This is a genomic window from Streptomyces sp. NPDC101194 (assembly GCF_044767885.1).
Lineage (GTDB): Bacteria > Actinomycetota > Actinomycetes > Streptomycetales > Streptomycetaceae > Streptomyces.
The window spans coordinates 675,474-697,001 of the sequence record NZ_JBIWOS010000002.1 but is presented as its reverse complement, the minus strand read 5'-3'; the positions used below and the strand labels follow the sequence as shown (position 1 = coordinate 697,001).

Sequence of the window (21,528 nt, the reverse complement as noted above, 5' to 3'; positions counted from 1 at the left end):
TCCCGAATCGCAGCTGGTCATCACTGCCGCGCCACCCTGCGCGACTCAGCACGCTACGTCCTTCGCGGGGGCCACGTCCATGACTTGTACAACCCGCAACATCCCTCGGACGCGGCGCGGTGTGACAGAAAACGCAGCGACGGCGCTGAGAAGAGTACGGGGTCGTCCTACGGCCCCGGGGAAGACGACCGGGGCCTCTCCTGTGGGGGGTGGCGGCCCCGGTCGTCCTCGTTCTTCCCCGGCCCGACCCCTCGGCCTTCCGGGTTCGGCCGGTCCGGGATCTTGCCCGACACCGTTGCCCCGTCGGCCGGCCCAGCCGCGCCGGGGCCGGCGCCCGGGCTCCTGAGCGGCGTACGGCCGCCGGACGGCCCGGCCACCCGGGGTGATCCGAACGAGCGGCACTAACCCCGCCCGCGCGCCCGGCGCGAAACCGCCGCCCGCAGCACCCGCTGCCCCTCCGTCGATGTGTCGAACACCTGGCGCAGCCCGGCGCCCGCCCCCGTCGCGCCGGCGCTCTCCGCGAGCAGCTCCAGGATCCGGGTCTGCCGCCACACTTCCCCGGCCAGCAACGGACCGGCTCCTTCCACATCACCCTCGCGGCAGCCCCGTACCGCCCCGGCCCCGGCGGACGACGTCGTGTCCTGTCCGAGGTGGACCTCCAGGGCCAGCAGCGAACAGGCGCCCGCCCACTCCCGCAGACCCGGCTCCGCCCGGTCCGCGGGCGCCTCGCCCAACAGCTTCCGGATCTGCGGTGCCGCCCCTTCCGCGTCGGCCGCTGCGTCCAGCGCCGCGCGGGCCTCCGCCAGGCGTTCCGGCCAGAGCGCGCCGTTCGCACAGCCCGCCCGGAGCGGACGCAGCGGATCCGGGTCGGCTCCTTCGGCGGGCTGTGGCAGACAGCGGTCGAGGCAGGCGACCGCGCTCGTGGCGAGCCCCCGCTCATCGGCGGCGGCGATCAGTTCCAGCAGGCTCATCGGCGTCTCCCGTCGGCACTCCCCGTGCGTGCACGCACGGGGACGCGGCGCTTCCTGTTACCGCGTTCAGCGCCAACTGGCTCAAAATCGTCACCGTCAAGGCCGAATAGCATCGGTCGACCGGCACGCCCCCGGCCGGCTTCAGTGGGCCCGACCCGGCGCGGGCGGCACGCTGAGCGGATACACACCGAGGGCCGCCCGCTCCCCCTGCATCCGGGTCAGCTTGCGCACGAAGAGAACGGCGAGCACCGCGGCCACGAGGTCGAGGGCGTCGGTCGCCATCAGCAGGCCCGCCGCGTCCATGATTTCCTGCGGCTCCTCGGCCTTCCAGTACTGCTGGGACGTGTACCGGGAGACGACCAGCGAGCAGACCCACGCGCCCCACCACAGGTTCATCACGGTGGTCGGCACCGTGCGCCAACCGCCGTCGGGGTCGGTCTGCGCGCTCGCGGTCCAGATGCCGCCGGCGATCCGGCGCGGGAGCACCAGGTTGGCGATCGGTACGAACCAGGCGCCGACGGCCCAGCCGACCCCCATCGGCTGCGCGCTCGGGTCGAACACCTCGGCGTTGAGCCGCACCCGCCGGAACCAGATGATGAAGACGACCGCGGTGGCCACGGTCATGAGGACCTGCAGCACGCCCGCGCCCGCGTACAGGTCGTCCGCGAGAGTCGCCTCCGCCTCGTCGTACGTGGCGAAGCCGTCGTCCAGCCCCTCCCCGAGCACACGGCGGACGTTCAGCCCCGTCGCCACGGCGAACAGATCCGCCACGGCGACGGCGGCCAGCAGAACGACGACGGCCTTCGCGAGCCCGTCCGGCGAGCGCAGGTACTGCTGCGGGGCGACGAAGGCCGGGACCGGCGGCATCGGGGGCGGCCCGGCCGGACCGGCACAGAGCAGACAGCGCCCGTCCTCGGTGACCGGCGGTCTGAGACGGCAGGCGGAGCACAGCATGACGGTGGAACCCCCCAGGATTCTCGGTTCGGGTGCGGAGAATCGCGCGCCCCTCCCCCGGGGCGCGCGGCCTGCGAACGTATCCCCGGCCCATCACGCTGTCCACAGGTAATGCCGCCTGCCGCTCGCCCCGCCCCGCTCAGCCCGTCCTGTCGATCCGTGCGGCCAGCGCCCGGAACTGATCCCAGCTCAGCTTCGGCTTGCCCGGGTCCCACAGCTTCTGGGCCGTCGCCCGCAGCGGCAGCCGGATGCCCTGCGCCACCTGCGCCGCGGTCTGTGCCTGCGGGAGGTCGCCCCAGACCGCGAACCGGCCGCCGAGGATCTGACCGGAGTAACGCGCCGGGACCGGCTGGGTGCCGCGCAGGACGAGCGGGGTCCACTGCTCGTAGATCCGCTTGCCCGTGGGATAGACGAAGTTGTTGGGCTGGCCGAGTACGTAGTAGAGGAACTCGTCGTTGAGGTTGACCACCCGTCGGCCCTCGTTCAGATACTCCTCCGGCGGCCGGGCTCCGTACTCCTTGCCCGTCCAGTACTCGACCTCGATGTCCTTGTCGGCGTGGACGACGCCGTCGCGGAAGAAGCCGTCGTTCCATGCCTTGGGCTGCTTGCCGCGCGGGCGCACCACCGCCGCCCGGTCGTTGAGCCAGCCGGTGGCGAGGTCCTTGATACCGGCCTGCGGTCCGTACTTCTGCTGGGCGGCGCGTTGCAGCTGCGGGTACGAGGCGGCCGGGTCCCGCGCCATGAGAGCGAGGTACTCGTCGGCGCCGAGGTGCCAGTACCGGCCGCCGAACAGCTCGGTGAACTCGCCGAGGAGCTCGTCGACGAGCTTCGCCGCCCCCGGGTTCGAGATGTCGAGCGATCCGGGCGAGCGCACGCCCGAGACATTGCGCAGCTGGAGGTCGGGGTGCGCCCGCAGCACCGCGCCCAGATGGCCCGGCGAGTCGATCTCGGGGACGACCTGGATGTGCAGCCGGTCCGCGAGCCCGAGGATCTGCCGCACCTCCGCCTTGGTCAGGTGCTCCGGCGACACCACCTCGGGGTGGGTGTCGGACTGGATGCGGAACGCCTGGTCGTCGGAGAAGTGCAGGCCGAGCTGGTTGAGCTTGAGGTCGGCCATCTCGCGGAGCCGGTCCTCGATCCAGGCGACGCTGTAGTACTTGCGCGCGATGTCGAGGTTGAGGCCGCGCTGCGGCCGGTCGGGGCGGTCGCGCACCTCGCCCTCGGGCATGCTGCCGTCGGCGCGCACCGACTGTTTCAGGGTGCGGGTTCCGTAGAAGACACCGGCCTGGTCGGGTCCGCTGATCGTGACCCGTCCGTCATGGGTCCTCAGGGTGTACGACTCGGGGGTGCCCCGGCCCGGGGTGAGGGCCAGCTCCACGTCACCGGCGCGGGCGGGCACGCTGCCCCGGTAGTGGATCTTCAGCTCCTGGGCGAGCAGCTGCCCCTCGTCCGCGAGCGCTCCGCTGCCGCCGGCGATGACGACCCCGGCGGCGGGGCCGGGCCGCCAGCCGGGGCCGCGGGCGGCGATGTGCTCGCGCACGGCGGGGATGGTGCGGGGCGGCGTCGAGAGCGGGTAGCTCCGGGTCGGCGAGGGGGTGGCCGGGGAGCCGGAGGGGGTGCGGGCCCCCGACTGCCCCGCGAGGCCGCCGCCGGAGCCTTCCGGCCAGACGACGACGGCGATCGTCGCGGCGGCCGCCGCGGTGAGGGCCGCACCGGCCACGAGAGTGCCGCGTGAGGGCGACATCGGCAAGAAACCTCCGATATAGGTGAGAAACAGGACAGAAACAGCGAGACGGCCGGGCATTCTCCTCGGGAGACGATCCCTCAAGCGTTCCGGAACTCTCCCGTCCGGGTGAAGTTCGCGCATCCGTCGGACGACCGTTGCCCGGCTTCGCTAGCTTTGAGGCACATCCGTCTCTCCCTTCACCCTGTATCCGCCTGGTCTCACCCGTCCCGCCGCACCCAGGTTCACAGATGTCGTTGATTCGAGGAGCCCACGCTGTCCAGGTCCAGCGAGTCCCCCGCCGGCCTCCCGAAGCGACTGCGCCGACCGGCCACCCGGACGGCCGTACCCGTCCAGGATCCGGCGCCGCGCGACTCCGGTCCGGGCCGGGCCGGGGCCCGTGACCACGGCCTCGACCGCTTCAACACCGCACCGTCCGCCGAGGCCGAGGGCGCGCTGCTGGAGTGCTTCGCCAGCCGCCGCTGGGCGCGGCGGCTGGCCGCCCACCGCCCGTACCCCGACATCGACGCACTGCTCGCCGCCGCCGACGAGGCGGGTTACGACCTGCCCCCCGAGGACCTCGCCGAGGCGCTCGCCGCCGAGGTCTCCCCCGGGCTGCACGACACCGCGCCGCACTCCGCCCATCTCGCCCTGCGGGCCGCGCACGCCGCGTACGAGTGCCGCTTCGGCCATGTCTTCGTGATCTGCCTGGACGCGATCGAGCCCGCCGAACAGCCGGACCAGGTGCTCGCCGGAATCCGGGCCAGGCTGGGTCACGACCCCGACCAGGAGCGGGTCGTGACCGCGGAGGAGATGCGACGACTCGCCCGGGGCCGCATCATCGGCCTGATATCGGGTTCGTAACGGAATGGGCCGTTCGGCAGCGCCGGGCAGCCCGTTCCCGCCCGCTTCTAGCCCGTCCGTGCCTGTTTGATTGCCACTTTGATCACACCAGAGGCCCCCGCGCGAACGAACCGACAAAGCGTCGCTACGATGGCCGGGGCCGGTGGACCGTACCCGGCCGGGTCAGACCGACAGTCAAGCCGGCCGGCCCCAATCCCCGCTCCCGGAGGGTTCTTCCGTGCCGGCTGGAACGCTGTACCGCGGCCGGGAAGGCATGTGGTCCTGGGTGGCTCATCGAGTCACCGGTGTCCTCATTTTCTTCTTCCTGTTCGTACACGTCCTGGACACCGCTCTCGTCCGCGTCTCCCCCGAGGCCTATGACGACGTCGTGGCCACGTACAAGACGCCGATCGTCGCGCTCCTCGAATACGGCCTGGTGGCCGCCATTCTCTTCCACGCGCTGAACGGCCTCCGCATCGTCGCCGTGGACTTCTGGGCCAAGGGCCCGCGCTACCAGAAGCAGATGCTCTGGTCCGTCGTGGGGATCTGGGTCGTGCTCATGGTCGGGGCCCTGTACCCCGTCCTCGGCCACGCCGTACGCGAAGTCTTCGGGAGCTGAGGCCAATGTCCACCGAGTCCTCCGCCGCGATCGGGTCCGTCGAGGGCGTCAGCCTCTACGACGTCGACCACCCGGCCCCGGTCATCGAGCCGCCGCGCAAGCGGACCGGCAAGACCCCCAAGGCCTCGCGCACCAACTTCGAGATGTACGCCTGGCTCTTCATGCGCCTGTCGGGCATCGTCCTGGTCGTCCTGGTCATCGGTCACCTGCTGATCCAGCTGGTGCTGGACGGCGGCGTCTCCAAGATCGGCTTCGCCTTCGTGGCGGGCCGCTGGGCCTCGCCGTTCTGGCAGCTCTGGGACCTGGCGATGCTGTGGCTGGCCATGCTGCACGGCGCCAACGGCCTCCGTACGGTCATCAACGACTACGCCGAACGGGAGAACACCCGCTTCTGGCTGAAGATGCTGCTGTACACCGCCACGGTGTTCACCGTCCTGCTGGGCACGCTGGTGATCTTCACCTTCGACCCGAACATCCGCTAGGCGCCGGGCCAGAGGGACCAGAGGAAATCATGCAGATCCACAAGTACGACACCGTCATCGTCGGCGCCGGCGGCGCCGGTATGCGCGCGGCGATCGAGTCCACCAAGCGCAGCCGTACCGCCGTGCTCACGAAGCTGTACCCGACCCGCTCCCACACGGGCGCCGCGCAGGGCGGCATGGCCGCCGCGCTCGCCAACGTGGAGGAGGACAACTGGGAGTGGCACACCTTCGACACGATCAAGGGCGGCGACTACCTGGTCGACCAGGACGCCGCCGAGATCCTGGCGAAGGAGGCCATCGACTCCGTTCTCGACCTGGAGAAGATGGGCCTGCCGTTCAACCGCACGCCCGAGGGCCGTATCGACCAGCGTCGCTTCGGCGGCCACAGCCGTAACCACGGCGAGGCCCCGGTCCGCCGGTCCTGCTACGCCTCGGACCGCACCGGCCACATGATCCTCCAGACGCTGTACCAGAACTGCGTCAAGGAGGGTGTGGAGTTCTTCAACGAGTTCTACGTCCTGGACCTCCTGCTCCAGGAGGTCGACGGGGTCAAGAAGTCGGCCGGCGTCGTCGCGTACGAGCTGGCCACCGGCGAGATCCACGTCTTCCAGGCGAAGTCGATCATCTTCGCCTCCGGTGGCACCGGCAAGTTCTTCAAGGTGACGTCGAACGCGCACACCCTGACCGGTGACGGCCAGGCCGCCGCCTGGCGCCGCGGCCTGCCGCTGGAGGACATGGAGTTCTTCCAGTTCCACCCGACGGGCATCTGGCGCATGGGCATCCTGCTGACGGAGGGCGCCCGCGGTGAGGGCGGCATCCTCCGCAACAAGGACGGCGAGCGCTTCATGGAGAAGTACGCGCCGGTCATGAAGGACCTCGCGTCCCGTGACGTCGTGTCCCGCTCCATCTACACGGAGATCCGTGAGGGCCGCGGCTGCGGTCCCGAGGGCGACCACGTCTACCTCGACCTCACGCACCTGCCGCCGGAGCAGCTCGACGCCAAGCTCCCGGACATCACCGAGTTCGCGCGCACGTACCTCGGCATCGAGCCCTACACGGACCCGATCCCGATCCAGCCGACCGCGCACTACGCCATGGGCGGCATCCCGACCAACGTCGAGGGCGAGGTGCTGGCCGACAACACCACCGTCGTGCCCGGCCTGTACGCCGCCGGCGAGGTCGCGTGCGTCTCCGTGCACGGCGCCAACCGCCTGGGCACCAACTCGCTGCTCGACATCAACGTCTTCGGACGTCGCGCCGGCATCGGTGCCGCCGAGTACTCCGCGAAGCACGACTTCGTCGAGCTTCCGGAGAACCCGACGCAGCTGGTCGAGGACCAGATCGAGCGGCTGCGCAACTCGACGGGCAGCGAGCGGGTCGCCGCGATCCGCCTTGAGCTGCAGGAGTGCATGGACGCCAACGTGATGGTGTTCCGCACCGAGCAGACCATCAAGACGGCCGTCGAGAAGATCGCCGAGCTGCGCAAGCGCTACCTCAACGTGTCCATCCAGGACAAGGGCAAGCGGTTCAACACGGACCTTCTGGAGGCCATCGAGCTGGGCAACCTGCTCGACCTGGCCGAGGTCATGGCGACCTCCGCGCTGGCCCGCAAGGAGTCCCGCGGCGGTCACTACCGCGAGGACTACCCGAACCGCGACGACGTCAACTTCATGCGCCACACCATGGCGTACCGCGAGGTCTCGGCCGACGGCACCGAGTCGATCCGGCTCGACTACAAGCCGGTCGTCCAGACCCGCTACCAGCCGATGGAGCGTAAGTACTGATGGCAACCCCGACTCTGGACAAGGTCGAGGCGCAGTCCGCCGCCTCGCCGTACATCACGGCCACCTTCCGGATCCGCCGCTTCAACCCCGAGGTCTCCGACGAGGCCCAGTGGCAGGACTTCCAGATCGAGATCGACCCGAAGGAGCGTGTGCTCGACGCCCTTCACAAGATCAAGTGGGACATCGACGGCACGCTGACGTTCCGCCGCTCCTGCGCGCACGGCATCTGCGGCTCCGACGCGATGCGGATCAACGGCAAGAACAGGCTCGCCTGCAAGACGCTGATCAAGGACATCAACCCGGAGAAGCCGATCACGGTCGAGGCCATCAAGGGCCTCACGGTCCTCAAGGACCTCGTGGTCGACATGGAGCCGTTCTTCCAGGCGTACCGCGACGTCATGCCCTTCCTCATCACCAAGGGGAACGAGCCGACCCGCGAGCGTCTGCAGTCCGCCGAGGACCGCGAGCGCTTCGACGACACCACCAAGTGCATCCTGTGCGCCGCGTGCACGTCCTCGTGCCCGGTGTTCTGGAACGACGGCCAGTACTTCGGCCCGGCGGCCATCGTCAACGCGCACCGCTTCATCTTCGACTCGCGCGACGAGGGCGGCGAGCAGCGCCTGGAGATCCTCAACGACCGTGACGGTGTGTGGCGTTGCCGCACCACCTTCAACTGCACGGACGCCTGCCCGCGTGGCATCGAGGTCACCAAGGCGATCCAGGAGGTCAAGCGGGCGCTGATCACGCGTCGCTTCTGACCGCCACCGGCACACCGGTCGCATCCCGGGCCCCGTTTTCCGCACGAACACCGCGGGAAGCGGGGCCTCTTGCTGCGCCGCCCGGGTCCGGACGGTACCGTCGTGCGGGACCGGACACCGGTTCGCCGCCTCCGGCGCAGCAGGGCACGGGGCGCACAGGCTTGATCGAAAGCGGGGAACGTTGAGCGATCCGAATCCGTACGCGGACGACTCATACAAGTGGGGACCTCCCCAGCAGCCGGGCAATCCGCCCACCGTCGCGGACGGCCAGGGCCACGGGCAGTCCGCGCCGGCCTACGGCTACCCGCAACAGCTGCCCGACTCCGCGGCCCAGCCCGGTCCCGGCTACGGCTACCCTCCGGAGCAGGCGGGCGGGCCGACCATGCCCGGTTACGGCTATCCGCAGCAGCCGGGCATGCCTCCCGGCGGTGGCGGCGCTCCCATGCTGACGTTCGGTGACATCACCGTGATGAACGACCAGATCGTGACACCGGCCGGCACGATGCCGCTCAAGGGAGCGGTGTGGACGGCCACGGACCTGTCGCGCACCGAGGAGAAGATCCCGACGGTGGCGATCGTCCTCGCGATCGTCTTCGCGCTGCTGTGCCTGATCGGCCTGCTCTTCCTCCTGATGAAGGAGAAGAAGACGACCGGTTTCATCCAGGTCTCGGTCACCAGCGGTGGCAGGCACCACTCGACGATGATCCCGGCGATGGGCCCGGAGACCTTCCCGATGGTCATGGCACAGATCAACACCGCCCGCTCGATGAGCATCTGACGGGCAGGGTCCTCCGGCTCCCGACAGCCGGGAGCCGGAGGCCACGGTCGCAGGGGGGCGGCGGCCGGAAGGGGTCTGAGCACCGGTCGGCTCAGCGCCTGTCGGGTGGCCTCGGATCGGATGGCGGACGCGGTCCGGTGCGTGCGATTCCACGGCGGAGGAGGGAGTCGACGCGGAGCGTCGGCGACCGACGACAACGCGGGAAGCGTGCGTGCCGGGGCGTGGCCGCCCGGTCGGAGGTCACCCGACAGGCTCTCAGTCCCAGGCGGCGCCGCCCCGGTCCTCGGCGACCACCATGATGCGTCGCAGCATGTCGTTGAGCAGCGTGCGTTCGTCCTCGTCGAGGACGCCGAGCAGCCGGTACTCCTCGTGCCCGAGGACGTCCATCGCACCGAGCCAGGTCGAGCGGCCCTCGTCGGTGAGTTCCACGTCGACCCTTCGGCGGTCGGTGGTGGAGGGCGTGCGGCGGACGAAGCCGCGCCGTTCGAGCGCGTCCAGCCGGCCGGTGACGGAGGCGGGTGCGAGGTCGAGGTCGGCGGCGAGTTCGGAGGGCGCCGCCGTCCCGCCGCGTCCGGCCAGCTTGTGGAGCGTGTCGAACTCCTGACGGTCCAGATCGAAGTCGACCAGGGACTGTTCGCGCACCCGGCGCAGATGGACGGAGAGCTTCTTCATCCGGGTCACCGCGCCCTCGACATCGGGATCGAGGTCGGGAAGGACGGGCTTCCAGCGCTCCACATGTCCGTCGGTCCAGTCGCGTCGCTCCATGGGGAAAGCCTACGCCCGACCTCCAACTTCCCTTCGGAACAAGATATTTCGTTGACGAATATTTCGTCTCCGAAATACATTCTCGCGCATGCCGCATCCTCTGCGCACGCGCGCCTTCCGCCTGCTCTTCATCGGACGCACCCTCTCGCTCCTCGGCGACGCCGCCATCCCCACCGCCCTCTCCCTGGCCGTCTACCTGGCCACAGGCTCGACCGGGGCGCTCGCCCTGGTGCTGGGCTGCGCGATGGTCCCCAAGCTGCTCCTGCTGCCCCTGGGGGGTGTCGTCGGTGACCGCTTCAACGCCCGGACCGTCGCACTCACCACCGATCTCGTACGGTGCGCGACCCAGTTCTTCGTCGGCGCGGAGCTGCTCGGGGGCTCCCCCGCGCTCTGGCAGATCGCGGTCGCCGAGGCGATCGGCGGCGCCGCCGGGGCGTTCGCGATGCCGACCGTGTCCCCCCTGATCCGCGGCACCGTGCCGGAATCGGGACTGCTGCGCGCCAACTCGCTGATGGCGGTGGTCAACAGCGCGACCCGGCTCGGCGGTCCGGCCCTCGCCGGAGCCCTGATCCTGACCGCGGGGCCCGGCTGGGCCTTCGTCCTGGACGGCGCGAGCTTCGCGGTGAGCGCGGCGCTGCTGTCCGCCATGAGGGTCCGGCACGTACCCATTCCCCGACGCTCCCTGATCAGTGACCTCAAGGAGGGCTGGAGCGAGGTACGGGGCCGCGACTGGTACTGGACGAGCCTGATCGCCCACGCCGTCTGGAACGGCGCGGCGGCGGTCCTGATGACCGTGGGCCCGGCCCTCTTCGTCCACGAGCTGGGCGGCAAGGGCGTCTGGGTCGCCCTGCTCCAGACCGGCGCGGTCGGCCTGCTCATCGGCTCCCTGCTGGCCGGCCGCGCCCGCCCCCGCCGCCCGATCCTGGTCGCCAACCTGGGCCTCGCCACGTACGCCCTCCCGCTCGGCCTCCTCGCCGTCCACGCGCCCGCCGCCGCGACCATCGCCGCGTACGGCGTCGCCCTGGCGGGCCTCGGCTTCCTCAACCCGGTCTGGGAGACCACGGTCCAGTCCGCCGTGCCCGCGCAGGCCCTGGCCCGCGTGACCTCGTACGACTGGCTGCTCTCGCTCGGTGCGATGCCGCTCGGCTACACGCTCGCCCCGCTCGCCGCCTCGGCCTGGGGCGCCGAAGTACCGCTGGCCGTCGCCGCGGTGGCGGTCGGCGGGGCCTGTCTGGCGACGGCGGCGGTACCGGGCGTGCGACGCCTCGGGGCGCCCGGCAAAGCGGCGGAACCCGCCGCCGAGATGGCGACTTGAACATGTTCAAAGATGGGTCTACTGTCCATGACAACAGCTTTTGAACGCGTTCAAGGGAGGGTGGGGCATGGACCTCACTGTTGTCGCGTACGTCGTCTACCTGCTGATCAGCGTGGCGCTCACCGTCTGGGTCGCGCGCACACTCAGCCACAACGGCAAGGTGTTCCTCGCCGACGTACTGCATGGGAACGAGAAGCTCGCCGATGCCGTCAACCACCTGCTGGTGGTCGGCTTCTACCTGGTCAACCTGGGCTTCGTCACGCTCTATCTGAGGAACGACGACAAGGTCGCCGACGCCCGCGGGCTCTTCGAGGCACTCTCGGTGAAGCTCGGCGTCGTCCTGCTCGTCCTCGGTGTGCTGCACCTCGGCAATGTCTATGTGCTCAACAAGATCCGCCGTCGCGGTCTGATGGAGCGTGAGCAGGCCCCGCCCGTCGCGCCGCAGGGCTGGACGGGACCGGGCGACGGTCCGTGGGCCGCACCCGCCGCCAAGGCCTGAGCGCGCCATGACCGCCGAAGCGGTCGGGCAGCGGCTCCCCGTCCACGGCCTCACGGTGCTGTACGACGCGCGCTGCCCGCTCTGCCTCCATCTGCGCCAGTGGCTGATGAAGCAGCCCAGGCTCGTCCCGCTCGACCTCGTCCCGGTGGCCTCCGAGGAGGCGCGCCGCCGCTTTCCCGGGCTCGACCACGCCGGAACGCTCGACGAGATCACGGTGATCGGCGACGGGGGACAGATCTGGCGCGGGACGTCCGCCCTGATCGTCTGCCTCTGGGCACTGGCCGAACACCGGCCCAGGTCCCACTGGCTGGCCACCCCGGCGGGCCGCCCCTTCGCGCGGGCCACCGTGCTCGCCGCCGCGAAGTACCGTTCGCTGACCGCGCCACCGTGCGGCGACGGGGACGGCGTCTGCACCGCCGGCACCGTCCCCGGGCCCGAGGGCTGACCGGACGCCGATACCCTCAGGGTTGTGGTGAAGGAAGCGAAGGACGTGAAGGAAGTCAAGGCTCCCAAGAGCGAGCAGACCCGCACACTCATCCTCGAAACCGCGCTCCGGCTCTTCCAGGAACGCGGCTACGACAAGACGACGATGCGGGCCATCGCCCAGGAGGCCGGCGTCTCCGTCGGCAACGCCTACTACTACTTCACGAACAAGGAACACCTCGTCCAGGGCTTCTACGACCGGCTGGCCGCCGAGCACGAAGCGGCGGTGCGACCGGTCCTGGACGGTGACAAGGACCTCGCGGTGCGGATGCGCGGGGTCCTCGTCACGTGGCTGGACGTGGCGGAGCCGTACCACCGCTTCGCCGCCCAGTTCTTCAAGAACGCCGCCGACCCGGAGAGTCCGCTGAGCCCGTTCTCCGCGGATTCGGTCGCCGCCCGCGAGGCGGCGATCTCCATCCACCGGCGCTGCCTGGCCGGCTCCGACACCAAGGTCGACCCCGAACTGGCCGAACTGCTGCCGCAGTTGATGTGGCTGATACAGATGGGCCTGGTGCTGTACTGGGTGTACGACCGGACGGAGCACACCGAACGCAGCCGCCGTCTGGTCGAGCGCTCCGCGCCGATCGCCGCCCGCGCCATCGCGCTCTCCCGGTTCCGGGTGCTGCGCCCGCTGGTGCGACAGATTCACGAAGTGCTGGAGGAGTTCCTGCCCGGCGCCGCGAAGCGCCGGGCCTGAACGGACGGAGGGCGGCCGCCCGGCAGTGCCGGGACCGACCGCCCCCAAGTCCCTGTCGTCCGCGCCGGGACGGGCGCGACGGGCCTCAGATCCGCCGCAGCTCCCACAGCCGCCAGATGCCGGTGCCGTCCGAGAGGTACTGCGAACCGGAGACGTCGGTCTTGCTGATGACGTAGTCCTTCTTCTGCCACAGCGGCACGAGCGGCACGTCCTCGCCGACCAGTGCCTGGAGTTCCTTGAAGTCCGTCGAGGTACGGCCGCGGTCGCTGTACTGCAGCGTGGAGCTGATCAGCGAGTCCATCTTCTTGCTGGAGTAGCCGTTGTGGAGGCTGTTGTCGTGGCCGACCAGCGGCTGACTGAAGGTGTCGGGGTCCGGGTAGTCGGGGAGCCAGCCGACGGTGTACGCGTCGTACTTGCCGGCCGCGTACTCCTTCTGGAACTTCTGCCAGTCGACGGGCTTGACCGACACCTTGAACAGCCCGTCCGCCTCCAGCTGGCGGCGCAGCTCCTCGGTCTCCTTCTCGTAGGCCTCGTCGCCGCCGCGGTAGCCGAAGGTGATCGCCAGCGGCGTCTGCACACCGGCTTCCTGCATCAGCTTCTTGGCACGCGCGCGGTCGGGCGCGGGGTAGGCGTCGAAGAACGGCGTGCTGTGCCCGATGTAGCCCTGCGGGATCAGCGAGTAGAGCGGTTCGACCGTGCCCTTGTAGATGTCGGTCACCAGCGGCGCGCGGTCGACGATCGACGCGATGGCCTGCCGGACCTTCTTGTTCGCGAGCGGGGAGCCGTCGCGGACGTTGAAGACGAGATTGCGGATCTCGGCACTGTCCGCCTCCGTGACGCGCAGGTCGGGGTCGCCGGGGTTGAGTTCGGCGAGCGTGGCCGGCGGCAGCTGGCGGTGCGTCACATCGATCCGTCCGGCCTGCCAGGCAGCCAGCAGTGCGTCCGACTCCTTGAAGTAGCGCACGGTGACCGGGACACCGGTCCTCTTCAGCGCACCCTTGTACCGGGGGTTGGGAACCAGCTCGGCGCTGACGTCCGGCCGGTACGACTTCAGGAGGTACGGTCCCGAGCCGTCGACCGTGCTTCCGGTCCGGAGCTTGTTCGGCGGGTACGACTCACGGTCGACGATCGACCCGGCACCCGTGGCGAGCTTCTGCGGGAAGGTCGCGTCGCGCGAGGAGAGGTTGAAGGTGATGGTGCGGCCGTCGGCCACCACGTTCTTGAGGCTCGGGAACAGGACCCACGGACCGACATCCGTCTTGATCTTGATCATCCGCTCGATGGAGTACTTGACATCTGCAGCGGTGATCTTGCGGCCGTTGGAGAAGGACAGGTCGTCACGCAGCTTGCACTGGTACGTCTGGAGCTTCTGGCCGATGAACCCGCAGCTCTCGGCGGCGTCGGGCTCGGGGACGGTCGCCCCGGGCTTGAACGTCATCAGGGACTGGTAGATGTTGCTGTACATCGCCCAGGAACCGGCGTCGTACGCCCCCGCCGGGTCGAGCGAGGTCACCTCGTCCGTGGTACCGACCGCGATCGGGTCCTTGTTCACCTCGTCCGAGGGGAGCAGCTGCCAGGCTCCGACGCCTGCGATGACCAAAACCGCGAGAATCGCGAGAATCCGTACCCGGACCGACCGCATTGACGTGCTCTCCCTTACCAGCCCCACCTCGGCGTTGCGCTTCAGATCCGCACATCACCGCATGCTCGCGATCAGCCAATCACACGATTTTCACATCTGGAAGACCCAAACTGGGACTCATAGCCTTTTGTTCGGCACTTGAAACCTTCGCGTTCCCAGAGGGTCTGTAACCAGCCATCGACGGAGGGTCAGGCCTGACGGGAGGCGAGTTCCACGACGGTGATGTCGGAGGGCGCGCCGACCCGGACCGGCGGCCCCCAGGCTCCCGCGCCCCGCGAGACGTACAGCTGGGTGTCGCCGTAGCGGTCGAGGCCGGCGACCGTGGGATTGGCCAGTTCCGCGATGAGGTTGCCCGGCCAGAGCTGACCGCCGTGGGTGTGGCCGGAGAGCTGGAGATCCACGCCGTGGGCGACGGCCTCGTGGATGACGACGGGCTGGTGGGCGAGGAGGACGGCGGCCCGCGTCCGGTCCCGGTCGCCGAGCGCGGCCCCGAAATCGGGCCCCTGTCCCTCGCTCTCCCCGGCGACGTCGTTGACACCCGCGAGATCGAATCCGTCGATCTCGACCCGGGCGTTCTCCAGCGGGTGGAGTCCCAATTCCCTGACCTGATCGATCCATTGGGCGGCACCGGAGTAGTACTCGTGATTCCCGGTGACGAAGTAGCTTCCCCGCCGGGCGCTCAGCCGCGCGAGCGGCTCCGCGGCCGGACCGAGGTCCGCGACGGTTCCGTCGACGAGATCGCCCACGACGGCGACCAGATCCGGCTGGGTCCGGTTGATCGTGTCGACGATCCGCCGGGTGTGGGCGCGGCCGAGGATCGGGCCGAGATGGATGTCGCTGACGACGGCGATCCGGAAGCCGTGCGCGGAACGGGGCAGCTTGGCCAACGGCACGGTGATCCGCTCGACCCGCGGCCCGCGCAGCACGCCGTACGTGCCGTGGCCGACCGTGCCGAGCCCCGCGACGGCGGCGGCGCCCCCGACGGCCCGCGCGACGAACAGCCGCCGTGTGGGGTCGGCGGGGCGGGACGGGGCGGGGGTGGCGGGAGTGGCGGGAGTGGCAACGACGAGGGTGTCCGCGGTGACAGTGGCCCCGGCGGCCTCCGCGGTGGCGGCGGCGGCAGTTCCGGCGGACTCGGCGGTGCTGGTGGTCCCGGTGGTCCCGGATGCGGGCGCTTCCGTCGCCGTGGCCCGGTCCGGCCCGCTCGCACGGTGCGCGAGCAGTCGCCGCAGCACCGGCCGTACCACCTCGCCCACCAGCAGTGCGAGCGTCAGATAGAGCAGCGCGGCGAGCCACAGGTATCCCGGCCAGGCCAGCACCCGCTGGAGCCAGAAGGGCGCACCCGCGCGGCCGGAGACCAGGGCGCCGACGCTCAGCAGCGGCAGGACGTACGCGGCCACCGTGCCGACGGCGCGCAGGGCGCTGCCCTCGGTCGTCGTGTCACCGACGAAACGGCGCCAGAGGTAGCGGTGCACGCCGATGAGCAGCGCGAGCACCACGACCGCCGTCAGTGCGATTCCGGCCACTGCCACTCGCGTTCCCCCTGTCCGCCGTACGGCCTGTCACACATGTTCTCGACGCAGAGCCCTGACTCCACGGAACCCGATCACACCAACCGCCGTCCCCAGAAGAAAGGAAGCGATGGCGAGCAGCAGATGCACCCAGAAGTACGTGGTCGGGTCACCCGCGTCGTCGAAGGCGAGTCCGCTGCCGTCCTTCCACAGGTTCTTGACGAAAGTGATCCAGATGAACCAGCTCCACACCCCGAAGGCGAGCAGGAACCAGGAGACGGGGCGGCTGAGCTTCATGGATTCAGTATCTCCGCCGCGCTCCGGCAAAGTCGCCCGGGGTGGGCTGTCCCGGCGGTACGCACGGCGGGTCAGGCCGTCCGTGTCCCCATCCATATCTTCACCCTGTACGTTTCCGACCGTGCCTGCTCTGAAGAAGATCGCATTGACGGTCACCTCTGCCGCCTTGTTGTCCGCTTTGACCGTCGGTCCGGCATCGGCGGCCGGCAAGGACACCTCCGACAACCGGCCGAAGCCACCCGCCGGCATGTCCCGGGTCGGCGGCGAGCTGCTGGGCCGGACGGGCACGCAGGTCAAGCTGGGGGCAGGCGCCCCGGTACTGCCCAAGGAGCTCACGGGCAGGTCCTGGATCGTCGCGGACGCGGAGAGCGGCCAGGTGCTCGCCTCGCACAACGCGCACTGGCGGCTGCCCCCCGCCTCCACCCTGAAGATGCTCTTCGCGGACACCGTGATGCCCTCGCTCCAGCCGAAGACCCGGACGTACACGGTGCAGGACGAGGACCTCGCCGGTCTGGGCGAGGGCAGCAGTCTCGTCGGCGTCAAGGAGCACCTCAGCTACACGGTCCACGACCTGTGGCTCGGGGTGTTCCTGCGCTCGGGCAACGACGCGGTGCACGTGCTGTCCGCGATGTACGGCGGCGTCCCCAAAACCGTCGCCGCCATGCAGGCCCACGCCGAGGAGTTGCAGGCACTCGACACGAACGTGGTGTCGCCCGACGGATACGACGCGCCCGATCAGGTATCCAGTGCGTACGACCTGACGCTGTTCGCCCGCAGCGGCCTGCAGAAGGCGGACTTCCGGGAGTACTGCTCGACGGCCGAGGCCGAGTTCCCGGGCGCGAAGAAGAAGAACGGGAAGCGCGAGAGCTTCGGGATCCAGAACACCAACCGGCTGCTCACCGGTGCGGACGGCGTCGCCCCGTACAAGGGCATCGCCGGCGTCAAGAACGGCTACACCACGCACGCGGGCAACACCTTCACCGGTGTCGCCGAACGCGATGGACGGGTGCTGCTGGTCACCGTCATGAACCCGTCGTCCGAGAAGCCCCACGCCGTCTACAAGGAGGCCGCCAGCCTCCTCGACTGGGGGTTCGACGCGAGCGGCAAGGTGACCCCGGTCGGCGAACTGGTCCCGCCGAAGTCCGCCGACACCGGGGACGGGAGCGGAACCGGAACCGGCAAGGGCCCCACGTCGGACACCGGGGAGAACGAAGGCAGGAACGGCTCCTCGCACGCCCCCGCAGCCGCGGGCGGGGGCGGCGGGGGCATGGGGATCGCGCTGGGCATCGCAGGAGGTGTCGTGGTGCTGCTGGCCGGCGGCGCGTTCCTGATCAACCGGCGCTGGCCGCTGCCGGACCTGGTGCGCCGCCTCCCTCGCCGCTGACGGGCGCGGAGTCCTTCCCGGTGCCCCTGCCGCTCCGCGTCGCCGTCCAGGCGGCGCAGAACAGCAGCAGTCTCGCGGTGAAGTTGATCCACAGCAGCAGCGCGACCGGCACCCCGAAGGCGCCGTACATGCTCTTCGAGGCGACGCTCCTCATGTAGCTGCCGAGCAGCAGCTTGAGCAGTTCGAAGCCGACCGCGCCGATCACCGCGGCGACCAGCAGCCTGCGCCGCGGCGGCTCGACCCCCGGCAGCAGCGTCAGCAGATAGAGCAGCAGCAGGAAGTCGGCGAGGGCCGCCACGACCAGGGCGGCCACCTGCAGCACCACACCGCCCGCACCGCGGTCCGAGATGCCCAGCAGACCGGCGGTCCAGCCGACGGCGACGGAGCCGGCCGAGGAGACGGCGAGCGTCGCGAGCGCCGCCCCGCCGAGGCCGAGGAGCAGCCCGACGTCCTTGAGTTTGCGGATGACCGGATTGCCCAGGTCCACGTCGTCCATGTCCCACACCGCGCGCAGACAGCCCCGCATCGCACCGATCCAGCCGACGCCGGTGAAGAGCAGAAACGCACCGGCGACGAGCCCGACCGTGCCCGCGTGCGCCACCAGGTTGCCGATGCCGAGCTGGTCGGAGATGCCCGGCACCTGCTCGGAGATCTGGTGCTCGATCCGGTGGAGCTGCTCGGCGGAGAGCAGCGAGGCACCGACCGCCGCGCCGATCGCGATCAGCGGGAAGAGTGCCAGGAAGCTGATGAAGGTGATCGCGGCGGCGAGCCTGCTCCAGTGGACGCGTTCCAGCGTCTCGTACGAGCGCCAGGTGTGCGTCGTCATCAGCCGCGAGACGATCGGCCCGATGACAGGGAGTTTTTTCAGCCAGTCCATGACGTACGACTACCCTCCCGGCCACGGAAAACCGGCTTCCCTTCACTGCCGTACGAGCCGACATCTCCTCAATCACCCATACCGGTGAGTGTTGTAACAAATCCCTCGAAAGGGTTTTCTCGGGCGATACGGTCACCACCATGTCTGTCGACACCGTGTCCCTGACCGGCTGGGGCCGCACCGCCCCGACGACCGCGCTGCGCTTCCGCCCCCGGACGTACGAGGAGGCGGCGGCCACCGTGCGCGGCTGCGGACCCCGCGGGTCCATCGCCCGGGGCCTCGGCCGGGCCCACGGCGACGCCGCGCAGAACGCCGGCGGTTCCGTCCTCGACATGACCGCGCTGAACCGGATCCGCACCATCGACGCCGGGTCCGGCCTGGTGGTCTGCGACGCCGGGGTCAGCCTGCACCGACTGATGGAGGTGCTGCTGCCGCTCGGCTGGTTCGTCCCCGTCACACCGGCCACGCGCTATGTCACCGTGGGCGGCGCGATCGGCGCCGACATCCACGGCCACAACCACCACTTCTCCGGCTCCTTCTCCCGGCACGTCCAGGAGCTGGAGCTGCTGAGCGCCGACGGCGGGATCCGTACGGTCCGGCCCGGCACCGGTCTCTTCGACGCGACCACGGGCGGACTGGGGCTGACGGGGGTGATCCTCTCGGCCACGCTCCGGCTGCACCGCGTCACCAGCTCCTGGATGTCGGTCGACACCGAACGGACCGTCGACCTGGACGACCTGCTGGCCAGGCTCTCCGCCGGGGACCACCGCTACCGCTACTCGGCCGCCTGGATCGATCTCCTCGCCCGCGGCCGGGCGACGGGGCGCTCCGTACTCACCCGCGGGGAGCACCTGCCCCAGTACGCGCTCCCCGCGCGCGCCCGGCGCGCACCGCTCGCGTTCCGCCCGGGACAGCGGCCCGCCGTACCCGCGCTCGTACCCCAGGGCCTGCTCGGCCGCACCTCCGTCGCCCTCTTCAACGAGCTCCGGTACCGCACCGCCCCCACGTACCGCATCGGCGAACTCCAGAGACTCTCCGCCTTCTTCCACCCCCTGGACGGCCCGCCGCACTGGAACCGCGTCCATGGCCGCGGCGGGTTCGTGCGGTACCAGTTCGTCGTCGGGCACGGACAGGAGGAGGCGCTGAGCCGGATCGTGCGCCGGATCTCCCAGCGGCGCTGTCCTTCGCTCCTCGCCGTGCTCAAACGGTTCGGCGGGGGCGACCCGGGCTGGCTGTCGTTCCCGATGCCCGGCTGGACACTCGCCCTCGACCTGCCCGCCGCCCTGCCCGGCCTGGCCGGGTTCCTGGACTCGCTGGACGAGGAGGTGGCGGGGGCCGGCGGCCGGGTCTGTCTGGCGAAGGACTCCCGACTGCGTCCGGAGATGCTGGCCGCGATGTATCCGCGACTGACCGAATTCCGTTCCCTGCGCGCCGAGTTGGACCCGAGTGGGGCGTTCCGCTCGGACCTGTCGCGCCGCCTGTCGCTCTGACCGTCGGCCACCACCGCCGCACCGCGCCGCGCCGGCTTCCGCCTTCTCGCCCTCTCGTCCGCTCGCCCTCTCGTCCGCTCGTCCGCTCGTCCGCTCGTCCGCTCGTCCGCAAGGAGTGTTTCCGTGAAGGACGCCTTCGGTGCCCCGCAGTCCCTGCTCGTCCTCGGCGGCACGTCGAAGATCGCTCTCGCCACCGCGCGCCGGCTGATCGCCGGCCGTACCCGCACGGTCCGGCTGGCCGGCCGCCCCTCCCCCGCCCTCGACCGGGCCGCCGCCGAGCTGCGCGCACGCGGTGCGGACGTCCGTACGGTCGACTTCGACGCCCTCGATTCCGAGTCCCACGAGACCGTCCTCGGGAAGATCTTCGCCGAGGGCGACATCGACGTGGTGCTTCTCGCCTTCGGCATCGCGGGGGACCAGGAGCGCGACGAGGAGGAGCCGCTCTCCGCGGTCCGGGTCACCCGGACCAACTACACCGGGGCGGTCTCCGCCGGGCTGGTGTGCGCCGGCGCGCTGCAGGCGCAGGGGCACGGTTCACTGGTGGTGCTGTCCTCGGTGGCGGGCGAGCGCGTCCGACGCGCCGATTTCATCTACGGGTCCAGCAAGGCGGGCCTGGACGCGTTCGCGCAGGGGCTCGGGGACGCGCTGCACGGCACGGGGGTGCATGTGATGGTCGTACGCCCCGGCGCCGTACGTCCAGAAGCGGCGGCCGGGGCCGCGGCGCCGCCCCTCACCGCGGCACGGTTCGCCGAGGCGCCGCTGGAGGCCCCGCCCCTCACGACGACCCCGGACGCGGTCGCGGCGGCGATCGTGACGGGGCTGCGGCGGCGCTCGGAGACGGTGTGGGTGCCGGGGTCGCTCCGGGTGGTGATGTCGGCACTGCGGCACGTGCCGCGCCCGCTGTTCCGGCGCCTGCCGGTCTGAGCGGGGGAAACGGGCACCGGGGCCTCGGGGGTGAGGCCTCAGGGGTGCAGCGAGGGCTCGTCCACGGAGGAGCCGCCCTGCGCGGGCACGGCGGGCGCGCCGCCCCCGGCGCCGAACGGGAACTCGTTGATCTTTCGCCAGACGCTGTCCGGACCCTGCTCGTACAGCGCGAAGGAGTCGCAGGTCCAGGCGGCCTCGTAGTCGCCGAGTTCCTCGTACGCCCGGTCCATCGCCGACTCGGCGATGCCGTGCGCCACGGTCACATGCGGGTGGTACGGGAACTGGAGCTCGCGCACCAGGGGCCCGGAGGCGTCCCTGATCCGCTTCTGCAGCCACGAGCAGGCAGAGGCCCCCTCGACGACCTGGACGAAGACGACCGGCGAGAGGGGACGGAAGGTCCCCGTGCCGGACAGCCGCATCGGGAACGCGCGGCCGCCGGTGGCGACCTGGGCGAGATGCGCCTCGATCGCGGGCAGAACGGCCGCCTCGGCCTCGGTCGGCGGAAGGAGGGTGACGTGGGTGGGAATGCCGTACGCGGCAGGATCCCCGAAGCTCGCGCGCCGCTCCTGGAGCAGGCTGCCGTAGGGCTCCGGGACCGCGATCGAAACGCCGAGCGTTACGGTCCCCACATCGTTCTCCTCATCCTCGATGATGGATGGTCGATTTTCGGCCATCCACCGGGTCGACATCCCATCGCCAGTGTGACGCCTGCGGTCGCGAAACCGCCAGGGT

At 70.5% G+C, this 21,528-nt stretch carries 22 protein-coding genes; 13 read left to right on the top strand and 9 right to left on the bottom strand.

Going from position 1 to position 21,528, the window contains the following annotated elements; all coding sequences use genetic code 11:
- Positions 1-401: 401 nt before the first annotated feature.
- The 3 genes from ACIRP2_RS09915 to ACIRP2_RS09905 all read right to left on the bottom strand — a co-directional run bounded on the left by ACIRP2_RS09915 (position 402) and on the right by ACIRP2_RS09905 (position 3,669).
- The gene (locus ACIRP2_RS09915; RefSeq protein WP_404248289.1) at positions 402-971 is read right to left on the bottom strand and encodes a hypothetical protein; all 570 of its coding nucleotides are present in this window, start codon (positions 969-971) and stop codon (positions 402-404) included.
- Between the two features lie 141 nt (positions 972-1,112).
- The gene (locus ACIRP2_RS09910) at positions 1,113-1,925 is read right to left on the bottom strand and encodes a DUF4328 domain-containing protein (RefSeq protein WP_404248287.1); all 813 of its coding nucleotides are present in this window, start codon (positions 1,923-1,925) and stop codon (positions 1,113-1,115) included.
- A 139-nt stretch (positions 1,926-2,064) separates the two neighbouring features.
- Complete coding sequence (locus ACIRP2_RS09905; RefSeq protein ID WP_404248285.1) at positions 2,065-3,669, bottom strand: glycoside hydrolase family 20 protein; 1,605 nt, start codon at positions 3,667-3,669, stop codon at positions 2,065-2,067.
- A 297-nt stretch (positions 3,670-3,966) separates the two neighbouring features.
- Here ACIRP2_RS09905 and ACIRP2_RS09900 point away from each other — a divergent pair, with 297 nt between their 5' ends.
- From ACIRP2_RS09900 to ACIRP2_RS09875, 6 genes are all read left to right on the top strand, one after another.
- Entirely contained in the window at positions 3,967-4,512 is a 546-nt protein-coding gene (locus ACIRP2_RS09900) for a 2-oxo-4-hydroxy-4-carboxy-5-ureidoimidazoline decarboxylase (protein ID WP_404249430.1), read from the top strand.
- Positions 4,513-4,729: 217 nt separating this feature from the next.
- Positions 4,730-5,110, top strand: a complete 381-nt coding sequence (sdhC, locus tag ACIRP2_RS09895; protein WP_072486591.1) for a succinate dehydrogenase, cytochrome b556 subunit — start codon at positions 4,730-4,732, stop codon at positions 5,108-5,110.
- Positions 5,111-5,115: 5 nt separating this feature from the next.
- The gene (locus ACIRP2_RS09890) at positions 5,116-5,592 is read left to right on the top strand and encodes a succinate dehydrogenase hydrophobic membrane anchor subunit (protein WP_351074396.1); all 477 of its coding nucleotides are present in this window, start codon (positions 5,116-5,118) and stop codon (positions 5,590-5,592) included.
- A 29-nt stretch (positions 5,593-5,621) separates the two neighbouring features.
- A complete protein-coding gene (gene sdhA / locus ACIRP2_RS09885) occupies positions 5,622-7,376 on the top strand; it encodes a succinate dehydrogenase flavoprotein subunit (RefSeq protein WP_404248282.1) in 1,755 nt (584 codons plus the stop codon).
- Positions 7,376-8,134, top strand: a complete 759-nt coding sequence (locus tag ACIRP2_RS09880; protein ID WP_404248280.1) for a succinate dehydrogenase iron-sulfur subunit — start codon at positions 7,376-7,378, stop codon at positions 8,132-8,134. The genes sdhA and ACIRP2_RS09880 overlap by 1 nt, the downstream gene beginning before the upstream one ends.
- A 181-nt stretch (positions 8,135-8,315) precedes the next feature.
- On the top strand, positions 8,316-8,912 hold the full coding sequence (locus tag ACIRP2_RS09875) for a hypothetical protein (RefSeq protein WP_404248278.1): 597 nt from the start codon (positions 8,316-8,318) through the stop codon (positions 8,910-8,912).
- Between the two features lie 255 nt (positions 8,913-9,167).
- Here the strand turns inward: ACIRP2_RS09875 and ACIRP2_RS09870 are convergent, their stop codons facing one another.
- A complete protein-coding gene (locus tag ACIRP2_RS09870) occupies positions 9,168-9,677 on the bottom strand; it encodes a MarR family winged helix-turn-helix transcriptional regulator (protein WP_404248276.1) in 510 nt (169 codons plus the stop codon).
- A gap of 88 nt (positions 9,678-9,765) precedes the next feature.
- On the opposite strand from ACIRP2_RS09870, the gene ACIRP2_RS09865 reads away from it, so the two are divergent.
- From ACIRP2_RS09865 to ACIRP2_RS09850, 4 genes are all read left to right on the top strand, one after another.
- Positions 9,766-10,992 (top strand): MFS transporter, encoded by a 1,227-nt coding sequence (locus ACIRP2_RS09865; protein WP_404248274.1) that lies wholly within the window; start codon positions 9,766-9,768, stop codon positions 10,990-10,992.
- A gap of 67 nt (positions 10,993-11,059) precedes the next feature.
- The gene (locus tag ACIRP2_RS09860; protein WP_404248272.1) at positions 11,060-11,491 is read left to right on the top strand and encodes a hypothetical protein; all 432 of its coding nucleotides are present in this window, start codon (positions 11,060-11,062) and stop codon (positions 11,489-11,491) included.
- A 7-nt stretch (positions 11,492-11,498) separates the two neighbouring features.
- Positions 11,499-11,936: a thiol-disulfide oxidoreductase DCC family protein gene (locus ACIRP2_RS09855; protein ID WP_404248270.1), complete on the top strand. Its 438-nt coding sequence runs from the start codon at positions 11,499-11,501 to the stop codon at positions 11,934-11,936.
- A 24-nt stretch (positions 11,937-11,960) separates the two neighbouring features.
- Complete coding sequence (locus ACIRP2_RS09850) at positions 11,961-12,671, top strand: TetR family transcriptional regulator (RefSeq protein ID WP_404248268.1); 711 nt, start codon at positions 11,961-11,963, stop codon at positions 12,669-12,671.
- Between the two features lie 85 nt (positions 12,672-12,756).
- Here ACIRP2_RS09850 and ACIRP2_RS09845 read toward each other — a convergent pair whose 3' ends face one another.
- From ACIRP2_RS09845 to ACIRP2_RS09835, 3 genes are all read right to left on the bottom strand, one after another.
- Positions 12,757-14,313, bottom strand: a complete 1,557-nt coding sequence (locus tag ACIRP2_RS09845; RefSeq protein ID WP_404248266.1) for an ABC transporter substrate-binding protein — start codon at positions 14,311-14,313, stop codon at positions 12,757-12,759.
- Positions 14,314-14,501: 188 nt separating this feature from the next.
- On the bottom strand, positions 14,502-15,845 hold the full coding sequence (locus ACIRP2_RS09840) for a metallophosphoesterase (RefSeq protein ID WP_404248264.1): 1,344 nt from the start codon (positions 15,843-15,845) through the stop codon (positions 14,502-14,504).
- A 30-nt stretch (positions 15,846-15,875) separates the two neighbouring features.
- The gene (locus tag ACIRP2_RS09835; protein ID WP_404248262.1) at positions 15,876-16,121 is read right to left on the bottom strand and encodes an SCO4848 family membrane protein; all 246 of its coding nucleotides are present in this window, start codon (positions 16,119-16,121) and stop codon (positions 15,876-15,878) included.
- Here ACIRP2_RS09835 and ACIRP2_RS09830 point away from each other — a divergent pair.
- Positions 16,060-17,505 (top strand): D-alanyl-D-alanine carboxypeptidase, encoded by a 1,446-nt coding sequence (locus ACIRP2_RS09830; protein ID WP_404248260.1) that lies wholly within the window; start codon positions 16,060-16,062, stop codon positions 17,503-17,505. The two genes, ACIRP2_RS09835 and ACIRP2_RS09830, sit on opposite strands and share 62 nt — an antisense overlap.
- Here ACIRP2_RS09830 and ACIRP2_RS09825 read toward each other — a convergent pair.
- On the bottom strand, positions 17,453-18,382 hold the full coding sequence (locus ACIRP2_RS09825) for a YihY/virulence factor BrkB family protein (RefSeq protein ID WP_404248258.1): 930 nt from the start codon (positions 18,380-18,382) through the stop codon (positions 17,453-17,455). The genes ACIRP2_RS09830 and ACIRP2_RS09825 overlap by 53 nt on opposite strands.
- 140 nt (positions 18,383-18,522) lie before the next feature.
- Here ACIRP2_RS09825 and ACIRP2_RS09820 point away from each other — a divergent pair, with 140 nt between their 5' ends.
- Positions 18,523-19,872 (top strand): FAD-binding protein, encoded by a 1,350-nt coding sequence (locus ACIRP2_RS09820; protein ID WP_404248256.1) that lies wholly within the window; start codon positions 18,523-18,525, stop codon positions 19,870-19,872.
- 123 nt (positions 19,873-19,995) lie between these two features.
- Positions 19,996-20,796, top strand: coding sequence for a decaprenylphospho-beta-D-erythro-pentofuranosid-2-ulose 2-reductase (locus tag ACIRP2_RS09815; protein WP_404248254.1), 801 nt, complete (start codon positions 19,996-19,998; stop codon positions 20,794-20,796).
- A 38-nt stretch (positions 20,797-20,834) separates the two neighbouring features.
- Here the strand turns inward: ACIRP2_RS09815 and ACIRP2_RS09810 are convergent, their stop codons facing one another.
- A complete protein-coding gene (locus tag ACIRP2_RS09810; RefSeq protein WP_404248252.1) occupies positions 20,835-21,425 on the bottom strand; it encodes a 2'-5' RNA ligase family protein in 591 nt (196 codons plus the stop codon).
- Positions 21,426-21,528 lie beyond the last annotated feature (103 nt).